The organism is Sphingomonas sp. SDUR79, assembly GCF_056821745.1.
In genome coordinates this window covers 2,231,243-2,246,547 of record NZ_JBPDIN010000001.1, presented here as the reverse complement: position 1 = coordinate 2,246,547, position 15,305 = coordinate 2,231,243, and the positions used below count along the sequence as shown (strand labels likewise).

The window sequence follows — 15,305 nt, the reverse complement described above, 5'->3', positions numbered from 1 at the left end:
CGGCTGAGAGATCCGGTACTGGGCGTGTAGCTGCGCGGCGCGGGGTCGCCCGGGCGCGTCTCGACCGGCGCCGCCACGTCCTCCACCGGCGTGCGACGCACGAACGGAAAGGATCGCGACAGCGTCAGGCCAAATGCGGTCTCAGGCACCGGCCTCCGCCGGTTCTTCGAGGCTGTAGCCAAGGCCACGGATGGTGGTGATGACGTCGGCACCCAGTTTCTTGCGGATGCGCGTCACGAACACCTCGATCGTGTTCGAGTCGCGATCGAAATCCTGATCGTAAATATGTTCGATCAGCTCGGTACGGCTGACCACCTTGCCCTTGTGGTGAAGGAGATAGGACAGCAGCTTATATTCCTGTGCGGTCAGCTTCACCGGCTCGCCCGCCTTGGTCACCTTGCCCGAGCGCGTGTCGAGGCGGATGTCGCCCGCGATCAGCTCGGCGCTGGCATTGCCCGATGCACGACGGATGAGGGCGCGCAGGCGGGCGATCAGCTCTTCCGACTGGAAGGGCTTGGCAACATAATCATCCGCGCCCGCGTCGAGCCCGGCGACCTTGTCCGACCAGCTGTCGCGCGCGGTGAGCACCAGGACGGGCGTCACCTTGCCCTCCTTGCGCCAGCGGTCCAGCACGGTCAGCCCGTCCACCTCGGGCAGGCCGAGGTCGAGCACGATCGCGTCATAGGCTTCGGTCGAGCCGAGATAATGGCCTTCCTCGCCATCGCTGGCGGTATCGACCGCATAGCCCGCGCCTTCGAGCGTGGACTGGAGCTGGTTGCGGAGATTGGGTTCGTCCTCGACGATCAGAACGCGCATCGGTGTTTCCCTCTTTAGCGCCGGGTCAGCCGCCCGAACGGCTCATCACCTGACCGGTGCGGCCGTCGACATCGATCCAGATGACATTTCCATTGCGCAGGAACTTCAGCGTGTAAATGCCGGTTCCCGAATCGAAGTCAAAGCCGAGATAACGCGCGCCCTGGCGCTCCATCTGCGGCACCACCCGCGCCTCGATCGTGCGCAGCGGTAGCAGCTTGCCCTGCAAGCGCCCCTCGCGCGCAGCCTCCTGGTCGCTGCGCCGATCCTGTGGCGCGGCGTGAACCGGGACAGCGGCGGCGAGACACGCGCCGAGACAAAGGACACCAAACATCTTCATGACGGGGATGGCATAGGCCCGCCGCGTTGAACAGCCCGTGAATGCGGCCGAAAGGCGGCTGTAAGCATTGCCCGACCGGTCCGTGCTTGCCCGATGGCGCGTGCGGCCCTACCTGCCCCCGCCATGGCTGCTCCCGTCCTCTCCTATGAAAAGCTCGGCCTGATCCAGGGATCGGGCTGGTTGTTCCGCGAACTCGACATCCATATCGGCGCGCGCGACCGGCTGGCGCTGATCGGGCGCAACGGCGCGGGCAAGACGACCCTGCTCAAGCTGATCGCCGGGCAAGTCGATGCCGACGAGGGCCGCCGGACGATCCAGCCGGGCACGCGCGTCGTGATGCTGGAGCAGGAGCCGCGCATGGCCGGCTGCGTCACGCTGATGGACTATGTCCTCTCGGGCGACGACGCGCCGGCGCAGCATGAGGCGGAGGCGATCGCCGACCAGCTGGGCATCGACCTGACGCGCGAGGCGGCGACCGCGAGTGGCGGCGAGCGGCGGCGCGCGGCAATTGCCCGCGCGCTGGCGATGGACCCGGACGTGCTGCTGCTCGACGAGCCGACCAACCATCTCGACATCCATGCGATCGAATGGCTGGAGGAATGGCTGACCCGCTATCGCGGCGCGTTCGTGGTGATCAGCCACGACCGCACCTTCCTGACACGGCTGACGAAGCAGACCCTGTGGCTCGATCGCGGGTCGATGCGGCGCGCCGAAGTCGGGTTCGGCGGGTTCGAGGCGTGGACCGACCAGGTCTATGCCGAGGAGCAGCGCGCGGCGGAGAAGCTCGACGCCAGGCTCAAGCTGGAGGAGCATTGGCTGCAGCGCGGTGTGACCGGGCGACGGCGACGCAACCAGGGGCGGCTGACCAAGCTGCTGGAGATGCGCGCCGAGCGTGCGGCGATGACCGGGCCGCAGGGCGCGGCGAACCTGACCACGGCGGCGGATGATTCGAAGACCAAGGTGGTGATCGACGCCAAGGGCGCGTCCAAGGCCTATGGCGACCGCACCATCATCCGCGACCTGACGCTGCGCATCACGCGCAAGGACCGGATCGGCATCGTCGGCAAGAATGGCGCGGGCAAGTCGACCCTGCTCAAGCTGCTGACGGGCGAGATCGCGCCCGACACCGGGACCGTGACGCAGGCAAAGACGATCGATCCGGTCATCATCGACCAGCAGCGCAGCCGGATGCAGCCCGACAAGACGGTGCGCGAAGTCGTCGCCGATGGCGGCGAATGGGTCGATGTGCTGGGCGTGCGCAAGCATATCCATGGCTATCTGAAGGAGTTCCTGTTCGCGCCGGAGATGGTCGAGGCCAAGGTCGGGACGCTCTCCGGGGGCGAGCGCTCGCGCTTGCTGCTTGCGCGCGAATTCGCGCGGCCGTCGAACCTGATGGTGCTGGACGAACCGACCAACGACCTCGATCTCGAAACGCTCGACCTGTTGCAGGAAGTGATCGCGGATTATGACGGCACGGTGCTGATCGTCAGCCACGACCGCGACTTTCTCGACCGCACGGTGACGATGACGATCGGGCTCGATGGGTCGGGCACGGTCGACATGGTGGTCGGCGGCTATGCCGACTGGGAAGCCAAGCGCAAGGTGCGGACCGAGTCGAAAAAGGCCGCGCTCAAGACCGCGCCGGTGGCGGAAGCGCCCAAGGCGCGGACCAAGCTGACCTACAAGGACCAGCGCGATTACGATCTGCTGCCCAAGCGGATCGAGGAGCTGGACGCGGCCATTGCGCGCGATGAAGCGGCGCTGGCCGACCCGGAGCTGTATGCGAAGCACCCGAAGAAGTTCGACGCGCTGATGGCGGCGATCGCCAAGGCGCGCGACGAAAAGGACGCGGCAGAGCTGCGCTGGCTGGAGCTGGCGGAGATGGCCGAGGGGTTGGGGTGAATTTAGAGTCCGTATTCAGTTAGGCGGCACCGGCCCGCTCCCCCACCCGGCCATCCAACGACAGTGTATTCTATGGGTGGCCGGGTGGGGGAGCGGGCCGGTGCCGATCCAGCTTTGTTGAAAACGACTCTAAGCAGCCACCGCCGCCTTCCTGCGCCGGATCTTCGGGCTCCCCGATTGCAGCACCCCGCGCCGGAACAGCCGCGCGGCGATCGTCACGGTGATCACCACCCACAAGGCCTGCCACGCCAGCGCCGCGAAATGCCGCCATAATTCGGGCGAATTGGCCGCGCGCGCCGCCATCGCAAAGGGCGAGCTGAACGGGAACAGCTCCGCCGCGGTCGCGACCCAGCTGTCCGGGCTCGTCGCCGCAACCGCCGCAAAACCGAACATCGCGACCTGGAAAATCGTGATCGGCAGCGACATCATCTGCAGCTCGCGCTGCGTGCTCGCCTGCGCGCCAAGGCCCAGAAACACCGCGCCCAGCAGCATATATGCCATCACAAAATAGGCGAGGAACAACAGGCCATAGGGGACGAGGCCGACCGCAGGGCCGATATCCGAAAGCCCGGCGGCCAGCCGCGGCGGCAGCACGCTGGCGGCGTTCGCGCCGAGGTTGATCACCACCGTTCCCCAGAACAGCAGGAACAGCAGCGCCACGCCGAACATGCCGAGCAGCTTGCCAAAGAACACGCTTTCCAGCGGCACGGCGGCGGCAAGGATCTCGATCACCTTGTTCGACCGTTCCTCCGCCATCGTGCCGACGACCTGTCCGGCGAGCATCAGCGAGACGATGAACAGCGCGAACACGGAGAAGAACGCCGCCTGACCCTGGCCACTCGATGAGGTGGTGGTGCGCGACACCACTGTCTTGGTCGCTTCGCTCAGCGGTGCGTTGGTCCCCGCACGCTCGGCGCGCAGCACCTGGCTTGCCAGTTCGGCGAGATATTCGGCCGATCGCGGGCCGTTTTCGACATGCAGGATCTGTGGCCGCTCGAGCGGACCGTAGAGCACCGCATAGGTATCGATGCCCTTGCGATCGATCAGCGCCCTGGCCTGCGCGCGCGGATTGGCGCTCGGCGCTTCGACGATCAGGTCGGCGGGTTGGGTCGCGACCGAAAACATGCGGCGCAACTGCTTGTCCATCGCGACCACGGTCCGCGCCTGTTCGCCGCTGGCGATGAACACGATGCGCGATTTCGAATCGCCGCTCTTGGCCATCGTCGCCGCGCCCAGCCCGCCGACCGTGCCGAATGCCAGCATCATCAGCGGCGCAAGCAGGAACAGCAGGAAAGTGGGGGTGAACACCGTCGCCACGAAGTCGCGGCGCGCGATGGTCATCGTCTGGCGCACCAGTCGGGAAAATCCGTTCATGCCGCTGCTGCCTCTTCCAGTGCCTGTGCGCCGACGATCTTGACGAATACATCGTGCAGCGACGGGCGCTCGATCGAGAGGCCCGAAATGCCGTATCCCGCGTCGATCAGCCGGACCAGCAACGTCTCGATCCCCTCGTCGGGCAGGGTAAAGCGCCAGCCGCCCGCGTTATCGGAAACAGCGTCGGCAGGAAGCAGCGCGGCGATACCGGCATCATTATGGTGCGGCACATAATGCGCCTTGTGCGGCAATGTGCCGCGCGCGTCGGCCATGCTGCCTTCGAACCGCACCTTGCCACCCGCGATGATCGTCAGCCGGTCGCACAGCCGCTCGGCATGCGCCATGACGTGCGTGGAAAACAGGATCGTCGCGCCGCGATCGCGCTCGGCCAGAATCAGCTTCTCCAGCCGCTCCTGATTGACCGGGTCGAGGCCGGAAAAGGGTTCGTCGAGCACCAGCAGATCAGGCTGATGCACCACCGATCCCAGCAGCTGGACGAGCTGCGCCATGCCCTTGGACAATTTGCGGATCTTCTGGTCGGTGGCATGGCCCAGTCCCGCCGCCTCCATCAACTCCACCGCGCGCTTGCGCCCGGTCTTCCAGTCGAGCCCGCGCAGCGCGCCCATGAACGCAATCGCGTGCGTCGCCTTCATGCTGGGGTACAGGCCGCGTTCTTCGGGCAGGTATCCGACCCGGTCGCTCATCTCGCGCGGGCGGTCGCTGCCCAGCATGGTGCGCTCGCCCTCATCGGGTTCGATGATACCCAACAGCATGCGCAGCGTCGTGGTCTTGCCCGCGCCATTGGGGCCGAGCACGCCATAGATCATGCCCTTGGGCACCGCGATATCGACACCATCGACGACGCGGCGGTCGCCGAAGCGTTTGACGAGGCCTTGGGCGGTGACCGCCAATTCGTGATGCAACTGGAATCCCCTCGCTTGGCTTACCGTGGTAGCGGGGGGTGATGCAGCAAGGCAAGCCACTCGAACTCCTTATCCGCGAAAAGGCGACGGAACTCGGTTTCGCTGCCTGTGGCTTCGCGTCTGCCGACGCCGCGCCGCTCGCTGGAAGGCGTCTGCGCGAATGGCTGGAACAGGGCCGCCATGGCGACATGATCTGGATGGAGGAGCGCGCGCACCACCGCGAAAGCCCCGCCGGGCTGTGGCCACAGGTGCGCAGCGTGATCGCGCTCGGCATGAGCTACGCCCCCGCGCTCGACCCGCTCGCGCTGGCGGGGGAGGGGGATCGGGGGCGCATCTCGGTCTATGCGCAGGGCGCGGACTATCACGACGTCGTGAAGAAGGCGCTGAAGGCACTCGGCCGCTGGCTGGCGCAGGAGGCAGGCTGCGATCTCAAGGTGTTCGTCGACACCGCTCCGGTGATGGAAAAGCCGCTGTCGGAGGCTGCGGGGCTGGGCTGGCAGGGCAAGCACACCAATCTGGTGAGCCGTCAGCATGGCAGCTGGCTGTTCTTGGGCGCGATCTACACGACGCTGGAGCTGGTCCCCGACACGCCCGGCCGCGACCGTTGCGGGTCGTGCGATGCGTGCCAGCGCGCCTGTCCGACCGACGCGTTCCCCTCGCCCTATACGCTCGATGCCCGGCGCTGCATTTCATACCTGACGATCGAGCATAAGGGGCCGATCCCGGAGGAATTTCGCGAAGGGATCGGCAACCGCATCTATGGCTGCGACGATTGCCTGGCGGTGTGCCCGTGGAACAAGTTCGCGCAGGCCGCGGCGCGCAACATCGCCTTCGCCCCGCGCGCCGAGCTGACCGCGCCCGAACTCGCCGACCTGCTCGCGCTCGACGATACCGGGTTCCGCGAAGTCTTCTCCGGCTCCCCGATCAAGCGCATCGGGCGCGACCGCATGGTGCGAAACTGCCTGATCGCGGCAGGGAACAGCGGGGATGCGCGGTTGCTGGGTGCGGTCGAAACGCTGCTGGAAGATCCCGACGAAGCGGTGCGCGACGCTGCGGAGTGGGCGTACCGAAAAATCCTCCCCGGAACGGGGAGGGGGACCATCGCATAGCGATGGTGGAGGGGGCCCGAGGCACCGGATCCCCTTGCCTCGGGCCCCCTCCACCACGCCCTGCGGGCGCGGTCCCCCTCCCCGTTCCGGGGAGGATTGATTCACCGCCCGGTACGGCTCGCCCGGATCGCCGCCGCGCAGCTCGCCTGATCGATCGGCGACCCGTCACGCTGCCGCGTCTCGGCAAAGGTCACTACCGGCTCCCCGCGCCCGGACTTGGGCGGGTAGAGATAGGCGTCGAGCACACAGGTGCCGTTGCCGAACTGCAACTTGCGCGCGCTGCCTTCGGTTACGTCCAGCAGCGGCCGGCCGAACTGCGCGGTCAGCGCGTTCGCGCTCGCCCCGATCACGCTGGTCAGCGCGGCCATGCCCGGCTGTGGCACGGGCACCGGCGCGGCACGGCCCGGCGGCGGGATGACGCCCCCGCCACCACAGGCGGACAGCAGGATCAGGGCGGACAGTGCCGCGATCGCTTTCACTTGGCTTTTCTCCGGTGGAACATGTGCGTCGCCATCGCCGCGCCAACGATCGGCGCGATCAGATTGGCGAACGGGATGAAGAACAACCCGGTTCCCGCCGCACCGGTGGCAAAACGCGCCAGCCGCGTGCTCGCCCGCCAGCGCTGCAGGTCCTGCGCGGGCATGTGCCGCACCGCGACCATGTCGCCGAGGTCACGGCCGAGCAGCCAGCTGTTGACCACGAAAAAGGCGATCGGAGTCCCGATTCCGGTAACCATCAGCAACAGATATACCGGCGAAAACACGATATTGGCGAGGATCGCCCGCCCGGCCGACTTGACGCCCATCGCCGCCGAGCGCGCAAAGCTGACGTCCCGCGCGGCGGCGAAGCGTTCGGGATAATGCTTGGCCTCGACCGCATGGACGACCTCGTCCGCAAACACGCCGATAACCGCGATGGCCACCACGCGGAACAACAGCCACGCCCCGAGCAGCGCGATCAGAATCGCGGTGGCGGCGGCCAGGCTAGCGATGCTCTGGCTGGCGGAAAAATAGGTGGCAACGAGATACTCGATCCCGAACCACAGCGCCGCGCCCAGCGCGCCAAAGATCGCGAGCGTCACCAGCATCGACTTGGCGAACACCGCGACGATGCGCTTGTCGAACAGCTGGCCGATCGAAAGAAGCAGCGCCTGGACCATGGGGACATCGATGCGGGGCGATGTCCCCCAAGTCAACGCAGTTGCGCCGGGCCGGATGGCGCTATAGGCGCGCGGAATATACTTCCCGGAGACACAAGTGACCACACCCACCCACGACGTCGTCGCGATCGGCAACGCCATTGTCGACATTCTCGCCCAGGCCGAAGACAGCTTCATCGAAGAAATCGGCGTCGCCAAGGGCTCGATGCAGCTCATGTTTTCGCCCGAAGAGGCCGACGCCCTCTACGGTAAAATGGGGCCGGGCCGTGAGGTTTCGGGCGGGTCGGCGGCGAACACCGTCGCCGGCATGGCCGCACTCGGCAGCCGCACGGCGTTCATCGGTCAGGTCGCCGACGATCAGCTGGGTCAGGTGTTCGGCCATGACCTGCGCGCCGCCGGCGTCGATTTCGGCACTGCGGTTCGCCCGGGCCAGCCGACCACGGCACGCTGCCTGATCTTCGTGACGCCGGACGGCCAGCGCACGATGAACACCTTCCTCGGCGCGTCGCAGTTCCTGCCCGAAGCAGCGCTCGACCGGGACCTGATCGCGGGCGGCGCGATCCTGTATCTCGAAGGCTATCTGTGGGATCCCGAAGAACCGCGCCAGGCGATGCGCGCCGCGATCGGTATCGCGCGCGACGCAGGCCGCAAGGTTGCCTTCACGCTGTCGGACGTGTTCTGCATCAGCCGCCATGGCGACGATTTCCGTGCGCTGATCGCCGAAGGGCTGATCGACATTCTGTTCGCGAACGAGAATGAGCTGCTCGCCCTCGCGCAAGTCGAGGATTTCGACGCGGCGGTGGAGCAGGTTGCGGCACAGGTGCCCACGCTCGTCGTCACGCGCAGTGAGAATGGCGCGATTGCGGTCCAGGGCGGCGCACGCGTCGCGGTCGCGGCCGAGCCGATCGAGCGGGTGGTCGACACCACCGGCGCGGGCGACCTGTTCGCCGCCGGCTTCCTGCACGGCCAGGCGCAGGGCTGGGACGTCGAGAAGTCGCTGAAGCTCGGCGCGGCGTGCGCGGCGGAGATCATCTCGCACTATGGCGCGCGGCCCGAGGCCGACCTTAAGGAGGTTGCCGCGAAGTTCGGCTGAACGGACAATCCTCCCCCGCAAGGGGGAGGTGGCGCCGAAGGCGACGGAGGGGGAGGACGGCAATGTCCTCTCGATCCTAGTGCTTCCGCCCCCTCCGTCAGCTGCGCTGACACCTCCCCCTGGCGGGGGAGGATTGAAAGAACAAAAAAAGGGCCGGGGGAAACCCCGGCCCTTTTGCTTTGGGCAGTCGCCCCGGCGCTTAGTGCGTGCCGGGGGTGTGCGGTTCGATTTCCGTCACCGCCTCGACCTCGTGGCTCTCCACGATGCCCTTGCCCAGATGGCTGCGGTTGCGGCTGTAGAGGAAGTAGATCACTAGACCGACGGCCGCCCAGATCGGCAGCACCAGCATCGCTTCGAGCGGCAGGTTGAGGAACAGGAAGATCGTCCCCGCAATCGTCGCCGGGCCGATCAGCCACAGCATCGGCGTCTTGAACTTGCGCGGCGTGTCGGCGGCGGTCTTGCGCAGGATCATCACCGCGATGGCGACCATCATGAACGCATAGAGCGTGCCGGCATTGGCGATGTCGGCAAGCTTGCCGACCGGCAGGAATGCCGCTGCAACCGCCACCGCGCCGCCGGTGATGGCGGTGATGATGTGCGGGGTCTTCCACTTCGGATGCACCTTGCTCCACGATTCGGGGAGCAGGCCATCGCGGCTCATCACGAACGCGACGCGGGTCTGGCCGAACAGCAGGATCAGGATCACCGACGGCAGCGCGACGAACGCCGCGATGCCCAGCATGTTACCCACGCCCGACCAGCCGATCTGACGCAGCACATGCGCCAGCGCTTCGTTGGAGCAGACGAGCGGGAGCGCGTCGGCGGCATAGGTGGCGCACTGCCGCGCCAGTTCTTCCGAACCGGCGGGGAAGGGGACGCCATTGGGACCCATGATCGGCTGGCCGCCGACGGTGCCGACTGCGCCGGCCGCGACGAGGATGTAGAAGACGGTGCAGAACAGCAGCGATCCGATCAGGCCGATCGGCACGTTGCGCTGCGGGTTCTTGGTCTCTTCAGCGGCGGTCGAAACCGCGTCGAAGCCGACATAGGCGAAGAAGATCGTCGCCGCAGCGCCAACCGCGCCAAGCCCCGATCCGAAGCCGCCGAACACGCCGGCCGGCAGGAACGGGTTGAACTTGTCCATCGAGAAATATTCGCTGGGCAGGGTCAGGATGATGAAGGCGGTCAGCGCGGTGACCTTGATCGCGACGAGAATGGCGTTGACGCGCGCGCTCTCGGTGGTGCCGATCATCAGCAGCCAGGTCACGAGCAGGGCGATCACGACCGCGGGCAAGTTGATGAACCCACCCTCGACGCCGCCCAGCGCCAACGGCGCGCCGGCGAGAAAGGCGGGCAGCTGTATCCCCAGGAACTCGTTCAAGATCGTCCCTGTGAAATAGCCGGACCACCCGACCGACACGGCGCTGGCCGCCACCGCATATTCGAGGACCAGCGCCCAGCCGACCGTCCAGGCGAGCACTTCGCCCATCGTCGCATAGGTGTAGGTATAGGCGGAACCCGCGACCGGGATCATCGCGGCGATCTCGGCATAGCAGAGCGCCGCGACGATGCAGATCAGGCCGGCGATGGCGAAGGCAAGCATGAGGCCGGGACCGGCCTTTTGCGCGCCCGCTGCGGTCAACACGAAAATGCCCGTGCCGATGACGCAACCGATGCCGAACAAGGTGAGCTGGAACCATCCCAGCGAGCGATGGAGCGATTTCTTCTCCGCCGTCGCCAGGATCGCGCCGAGTGGCTTAACGCGACCAAATATCATGATGAAGGTTTCCCCCTTGGCGACGCCGGTGTGCCCGGTCGACGCGGATACGAAAGCCGGTCGAGCCTAGCCGCAAATCAGTCGCACGCAATCCCCGAATTGCAGCTTTGTTACAAATGATACCGGGCGGACTTAGCCAATTGCATCGCCGCGCCCGAGCATGGCATCGACCGTTGCGGAATCGACCAGCATCGGTCCCAGCTTGCGCCCGGCAAAAAGGTGGACGTGCAGATGCCCCACCGTCTGATGTGCGTCCGGCCCGGCATTGGCGAGCAGGCGATATCCCGGCGCGACCAGTCCGGCCTCGCGCGCCACCTTGCCCACCGCGCGCACGAACCCTGCAATCTCCGCGTCGCTCGCCCGCGCGCTGAAATCGTCCCAGCTGACATAGACGCCTTTGGGGATCACCAGGATATGGGTCGGCGCGACTGGCGCGATGTCGGGGAAGGCGAGGGCGTAATCGTCCTCATAGATGCGCTTTGCCGGAATCTCCCCGCGCAGGATCTTCGCGAAGATGTTGCTGTGGTCATAGGGCTGGGTCGCGTCGACGGGCATCTGGGTCTCCTTTTCCGCATGTCATAGCCAGCCCGTCACCCCCGCGAAAGCGGGGGCCCATCTCCCGGACTATCCACCAAACGGTCCGGATTTGAATGTGGCCAGCGCAGGAGATGGCCCCCCGCTTTCGCGGGGGTGGCGATGAAGTCAGACGTTGCGGTTCGCCTTTTCCTCAATCCCCGACACCCCTTCGCGCCGCGCCAGTTCAGCGCGGACGTCATCCAGCGACAGCTCCATGTCGGCGAGCAGGACGAGCAGATGGAAGATCAGGTCCGCCGCTTCGCCGGTCAGCCCGGCGCGGTCGTCCTGCACTGCGGCGATCGCGGCCTCGACCGCTTCCTCGCCCAGCTTTTGCGCGATCTTGGCGCGGCCCTTGGCGGTCAGTTTCGCGACATAGGATGACGCCGGATCGCCCATGCGGCGGTCGCGGATCACGGTTTCGAGCGTCGCGAGGATGTCGTCGGCCATTGGCGCGCAGTCGGTCAGGTCTGCCGCGCTGTCAATCCTTACGGCGCGCACGGGCGCGGCGGCGCATCGCGCGCTGGGCGAGCCACAGCCCGCCCGCAGCCATGGCGGCGAGTGCGAGGTCCGACAGCTCGGGCATCGTCCGCCGGCTGATCGCGCCGCTATGCGCGGCGAGTGCCGGAGCGGTCGTCAGCAGGAGCAGGGGCAGGGTGCGGATCATGGTGCGACCATAATCCGCGACCCCTGCCAAAAGGTTGAGGCGCGATTTCAGCCTGGCGGCACCGGGCCGGTGCCGTTTCAGCGAATGATCAATCCTCGGGCTTGCGACGGCGGCGCATGATCGCCGCGCCAGCAATACCCAGCGCAAACAGGCCGATCGCGGCCGGCTCGGGGATCGAGGTGGGGCTGCCGCCCGACGATCCGGTGCCGCCGCCGGACGACGATCCGGGCGGGGTCGAGCTTGGCGGCTTGTCATAGGCAAGCGCGGGCGCGGCGGCGAAGGCGGCGGCAAGCGCGGCGAGGCGAAGGCTGGTGCGAATCATGGGGTTCTCCCGTTCCCGTTGGTTAGCCGGGAGAAGAGCAAGAAGCCTGCCAGCGGGCACGAACGCACGGAAGCTGCGGCGGTCGAGGGTTAACGCCGCGCCACCACAACCGGTAACTGTCAAGTTAACCGACGGTGCGGACCGGGATTCCCGCACCGGCCAGCGCGGCATGCGCGTCGGCAATGCTCGCTTGCCCAAAATGGAAGATCGACGCGGCGAGCACGGCGCTGGCATGCCCCTCGACAATGCCGGCGACCAGATCGGCGAGCCCGCCGACGCCGCCCGATGCCACCACCGGCACCCGCACCTGATCGGCGATCGTGCGGATCAGCGCGAGGTCATAGCCGTCGCGGGTCCCGTCGCGGTCCATCGAGGTGACGAGCAACTCGCCCGCGCCCAGCCGCGCAAGGTTGAGCGCATGCTCGACCGCGTCGATGCCGGTCGGCTTGCGCCCGCCATGGGTGAAGACTTCCCACCGGCCCGGCTCCACCTGACGCGCATCGACCGAGGCGACGACGCACTGGCTGCCCATCTTTTCGGCGATGTCCGCGACCAGCTCGGGCCGCGCGACCGCCGCACTGTTGACCGCGACCTTGTCCGCGCCGGCTAGCAGCAGTGCGCGGGCATCCTCGACGCTGCGCACCCCGCCGCCGACGGTCAGCGGCATGAAACACACCTCGGCGGTGCGGCGCACGACATCGAGGATCGTGCCGCGCGCCTCATGGCTGGCGGTGATGTCGAGGAAGCACAATTCGTCCGCCCCGGCGGCGTCATAGGCGCGTGCCTGCTCGACCGGATCGCCGGCATCGACCAGATCGACGAAGTTCACGCCTTTGACGACGCGGCCCCCGGCGACGTCGAGGCAGGGAATGACGCGCGCGCGGACGGTCAAATCCCCCTCCCGCTTGCGGGAGGGGTTAGGGGAGGGCCTGTCCGACGGAGGAATGCTGTCATCTTACTGGCCCTCCCCCGACCCCTCCCGCAAGCGGGAGGGGAGATTGGCCACCGCCAATGCTTCCGCGAGATCCAGCCGCCCGTCATACAACGCCCGCCCGGTGATCACGCCCTCGATGCCGGGCTTGCCGACCAGCGCATGAATGTCCTCGATCCCCGCGACACCGCCGCTGGCGATCACCGGGATCGACACCTCGGCGGCGAGCGCCACCGTTGCCTCGACATTGCAGCCCTTGAGCAGCCCGTCGCGGCCGACATCGGTGAACAGCAATGCCGCAACCCCGGCGTCCTCGAAGCGGTGGCCGAGTTCGGCGATCGACACGCTCGATACATCCGCCCAGCCCTTGGTCGCGACGAAGCCGTCGCGCGCATCCACCGCCACCACCACGCGGCCGGGATGCGCCGCCGCCGTCTCGCGCACGAAATCGGGGTCCTCCAGCGCCGCCGTGCCGATCACCACGCGGGTTACGCCGAGATCGAGCCAGCGCTCGACCGACGCGCGGTTGCGGATGCCGCCGCCCAGCTGGACCTTGCCCGGAAAGCGGTCGACGATCGCCGCGACTGCGACGCCGTTGATCGATTCACCGGCGAAGGCCCCGTCGAGATCGACGACGTGCAGCCACTCGGCCCCGGCCTGCGCGAACAGCGTCGCCTGCGCGGCGGGGTCGTCGCCATAGACGGTGGCGCGCGCCATATCGCCTTCGGCAAGACGGACGACCTGCCCGGATTTGAGGTCGATGGCGGGGAAAACGATCACGGCTTCCATCCTAGAAAACGCTGGAGGAGCGCCAGCCCGTAACGCTGGCTCTTTTCGGGGTGGAACTGCACCCCGAGGATATTGTCGCGGCCGATCGCGGCGGTCACCGGCCCGCCATGCTGGGTGATCGCCAGCACGCCGCTGCCCGAATAGGCAAAGCTGTGCAGGAAATAGGCTTCGCCCGGCTCGATCAGCGCATGCGGGGCGAGCGGGGTTACGTCGTTCCAGCCCATGTGCGGGACATGGACGTCCCCGGCCGGAAGTTCGCGCACCACGCCATCCATCCAGCCAAGGCCATCATGGCTGCCATGTTCCTCGCCGCGCGTTGCGAGCAGCTGCATGCCGACGCACACGCCCAGGAACGGTGCGCCCTGTTCGAGCACGCGGCGCTCCATCGCCTCGACCATGCCGGGGATCGCACGCAAGCCCGCCGCGCAAGCGCCGAACGCGCCGACTCCGGGCAGGACGATGCGATCGGCCCGCGCCACCGCATCGGGATCGGCGGTAACCGCGACGCCCACCGCTCCGGCGGCCTTCAGCGCATTGTGGACCGAATGCAGATTGCCCGCGCCGTAATCGATCAGGGCGATGGTCATGCTAGCAGCGGCGCCAGCGCGTCAGCGGCGAAGCTCGCGGCGATCTCGGTCACGACCGCCGTCGCGACGCCCGAGGTCACGAACGGGTCGGTCGCGGCAAAGGCTTCCACCTCGGCGCGATGGCCCCGGCACAGGATGATGCCGCCGGTGCGCGGCACCTGACGCCCGGCGATCAGCAGCAGGCCCGCGTCGAACCCGGCTTCCAGCCAGCCGACATGTGCCGCCATCTGCGCGTCGACCTGCTCGATCGGCGCGACATAGGTCAGGGTGATGACACAGACCGGCGCGGCGGACAGGCGGGCCATTACAGCGTCCCCTTGGTGCTCGGGATCGTGTCCGCCTTGCGCGGGTCGATCTCCACCGCCTCGCGCAGCGCGCGCGCGAGGCCCTTGAACGCGGCTTCGGCGATATGGTGGTTGTTGCTGCCGTAGAGCGTCTCGACATGCAGCGTCAGGCCGGCGGTCTGGGCAAAGCTGTGGAACCAGTGTTCGAACATCTCGGTGTCCATTTCGCCGAGGCGCTTCTGGCTGAACTCGGTTTTCCACACGAGGAAGGGTCGCCCCGAAATGTCGAGCGCGACGCGGGTCAGCGTCTCGTCCATCGGGCTCAGTGCATCGGCGTAACGGCGGATGCCGCGCTTGTCGCCGAGCGCCTTGGCCACCGCTTCGCCAATCGCGAGGCCGGTGTCCTCGACCGTGTGGTGCTGGTCGATATGCAGGTCGCCGACCGTCTTTACGTCAAGGTCGATCAGCGAATGGCGCGACAGCTGCTCGAGCATATGGTCGAAAAAGCCGATCCCGGTGGAGATCGCGTAAGTGCCGGTGCCATCGAGGTTCACGGTCACATCGACCGATGTCTCGCTGGTCTTGCGGCTGATCGTGGCGGTACGCATGGCGCTTCCCATAGCGGTTGCGCGGGCGGGTGCAATCGTCGCTGCGCTTTCGCG

General features: G+C 67.1%; 19 protein-coding genes. 3 read left to right on the top strand and 16 right to left on the bottom strand.

The window, feature by feature from the left end:
* Window positions 1–141: 141 nt before the first annotated feature.
* Both ACRYLO_RS11205 and ACRYLO_RS11200 read right to left on the bottom strand, forming a co-directional pair.
* On the bottom strand, window positions 142–816 hold the full coding sequence (locus ACRYLO_RS11205; RefSeq protein ID WP_294018422.1) for a response regulator transcription factor: 675 nt from the start codon (window positions 814–816) through the stop codon (window positions 142–144).
* A gap of 25 nt (window positions 817–841) precedes the next feature.
* Window positions 842–1,153: a PepSY domain-containing protein gene (locus ACRYLO_RS11200; RefSeq protein ID WP_482660228.1), complete on the bottom strand. Its 312-nt coding sequence runs from the start codon at window positions 1,151–1,153 to the stop codon at window positions 842–844.
* A 123-nt stretch (window positions 1,154–1,276) separates the two neighbouring features.
* On the opposite strand from ACRYLO_RS11200, the gene ACRYLO_RS11195 reads away from it, so the two are divergent.
* Entirely contained in the window at window positions 1,277–3,055 is a 1,779-nt protein-coding gene (locus tag ACRYLO_RS11195) for an ABC-F family ATP-binding cassette domain-containing protein (RefSeq protein ID WP_482660227.1), read from the top strand.
* A gap of 129 nt (window positions 3,056–3,184) precedes the next feature.
* Here ACRYLO_RS11195 and ACRYLO_RS11190 read toward each other — a convergent pair whose 3' ends face one another.
* A complete protein-coding gene (locus ACRYLO_RS11190) occupies window positions 3,185–4,429 on the bottom strand; it encodes an ABC transporter permease (RefSeq protein ID WP_482660226.1) in 1,245 nt (414 codons plus the stop codon).
* On the bottom strand, window positions 4,426–5,352 hold the full coding sequence (locus ACRYLO_RS11185; protein ID WP_482660225.1) for an ABC transporter ATP-binding protein: 927 nt from the start codon (window positions 5,350–5,352) through the stop codon (window positions 4,426–4,428). The genes ACRYLO_RS11190 and ACRYLO_RS11185 overlap by 4 nt, the downstream gene beginning before the upstream one ends.
* 41 nt (window positions 5,353–5,393) lie before the next feature.
* Between ACRYLO_RS11185 and queG the strand changes: the two genes are divergently transcribed.
* Entirely contained in the window at window positions 5,394–6,461 is a 1,068-nt protein-coding gene (queG, locus tag ACRYLO_RS11180; protein ID WP_482660224.1) for a tRNA epoxyqueuosine(34) reductase QueG, read from the top strand.
* 101 nt (window positions 6,462–6,562) lie between these two features.
* Here queG and ACRYLO_RS11175 read toward each other — a convergent pair whose 3' ends face one another.
* Together ACRYLO_RS11175 and ACRYLO_RS11170 are read right to left on the bottom strand one after the other, a co-directional pair.
* Window positions 6,563–6,940, bottom strand: coding sequence for a hypothetical protein (locus ACRYLO_RS11175; RefSeq protein ID WP_482660223.1), 378 nt, complete (start codon window positions 6,938–6,940; stop codon window positions 6,563–6,565).
* Complete coding sequence (locus ACRYLO_RS11170) at window positions 6,937–7,620, bottom strand: EI24 domain-containing protein (protein ID WP_482660222.1); 684 nt, start codon at window positions 7,618–7,620, stop codon at window positions 6,937–6,939. The genes ACRYLO_RS11175 and ACRYLO_RS11170 overlap by 4 nt, the downstream gene beginning before the upstream one ends.
* Before the next feature lie 97 nt (window positions 7,621–7,717).
* Here ACRYLO_RS11170 and ACRYLO_RS11165 point away from each other — a divergent pair, with 97 nt between their 5' ends.
* On the top strand, window positions 7,718–8,713 hold the full coding sequence (locus ACRYLO_RS11165; RefSeq protein ID WP_482660221.1) for an adenosine kinase: 996 nt from the start codon (window positions 7,718–7,720) through the stop codon (window positions 8,711–8,713).
* A 199-nt stretch (window positions 8,714–8,912) separates the two neighbouring features.
* On the opposite strand, the gene ACRYLO_RS11160 is transcribed toward ACRYLO_RS11165, so the two are convergent.
* The 10 genes from ACRYLO_RS11160 to hisB form a co-directional block, all read right to left on the bottom strand.
* The gene (locus ACRYLO_RS11160) at window positions 8,913–10,490 is read right to left on the bottom strand and encodes an amino acid permease (RefSeq protein WP_482660220.1); all 1,578 of its coding nucleotides are present in this window, start codon (window positions 10,488–10,490) and stop codon (window positions 8,913–8,915) included.
* 132 nt (window positions 10,491–10,622) lie between these two features.
* The gene (locus ACRYLO_RS11155) at window positions 10,623–11,045 is read right to left on the bottom strand and encodes a histidine triad nucleotide-binding protein (protein ID WP_482660219.1); all 423 of its coding nucleotides are present in this window, start codon (window positions 11,043–11,045) and stop codon (window positions 10,623–10,625) included.
* A 147-nt stretch (window positions 11,046–11,192) separates the two neighbouring features.
* A complete protein-coding gene (locus ACRYLO_RS11150; RefSeq protein ID WP_482660218.1) occupies window positions 11,193–11,513 on the bottom strand; it encodes a phosphoribosyl-ATP diphosphatase in 321 nt (106 codons plus the stop codon).
* A 31-nt stretch (window positions 11,514–11,544) separates the two neighbouring features.
* On the bottom strand, window positions 11,545–11,730 hold the full coding sequence (locus ACRYLO_RS11145) for a hypothetical protein (RefSeq protein WP_482660217.1): 186 nt from the start codon (window positions 11,728–11,730) through the stop codon (window positions 11,545–11,547).
* Window positions 11,731–11,818: 88 nt separating this feature from the next.
* Entirely contained in the window at window positions 11,819–12,052 is a 234-nt protein-coding gene (locus ACRYLO_RS11140; protein ID WP_482660216.1) for a PEP-CTERM sorting domain-containing protein, read from the bottom strand.
* 124 nt (window positions 12,053–12,176) lie between these two features.
* Complete coding sequence (gene hisF, locus ACRYLO_RS11135; protein ID WP_482660215.1) at window positions 12,177–12,944, bottom strand: imidazole glycerol phosphate synthase subunit HisF; 768 nt, start codon at window positions 12,942–12,944, stop codon at window positions 12,177–12,179.
* A 63-nt stretch (window positions 12,945–13,007) separates the two neighbouring features.
* Window positions 13,008–13,772, bottom strand: coding sequence for a 1-(5-phosphoribosyl)-5-[(5-phosphoribosylamino)methylideneamino]imidazole-4-carboxamide isomerase (gene hisA / locus ACRYLO_RS11130; protein ID WP_482660214.1), 765 nt, complete (start codon window positions 13,770–13,772; stop codon window positions 13,008–13,010).
* On the bottom strand, window positions 13,760–14,359 hold the full coding sequence (gene hisH, locus ACRYLO_RS11125; RefSeq protein WP_482660213.1) for an imidazole glycerol phosphate synthase subunit HisH: 600 nt from the start codon (window positions 14,357–14,359) through the stop codon (window positions 13,760–13,762). The genes hisA and hisH overlap by 13 nt, the downstream gene beginning before the upstream one ends.
* The gene (locus ACRYLO_RS11120; RefSeq protein WP_482660212.1) at window positions 14,356–14,664 is read right to left on the bottom strand and encodes a YciI family protein; all 309 of its coding nucleotides are present in this window, start codon (window positions 14,662–14,664) and stop codon (window positions 14,356–14,358) included. The genes hisH and ACRYLO_RS11120 overlap by 4 nt, the downstream gene beginning before the upstream one ends.
* The gene (hisB, locus tag ACRYLO_RS11115) at window positions 14,664–15,251 is read right to left on the bottom strand and encodes an imidazoleglycerol-phosphate dehydratase HisB (protein ID WP_482660211.1); all 588 of its coding nucleotides are present in this window, start codon (window positions 15,249–15,251) and stop codon (window positions 14,664–14,666) included. The genes ACRYLO_RS11120 and hisB overlap by 1 nt, the downstream gene beginning before the upstream one ends.
* Window positions 15,252–15,305 lie beyond the last annotated feature (54 nt).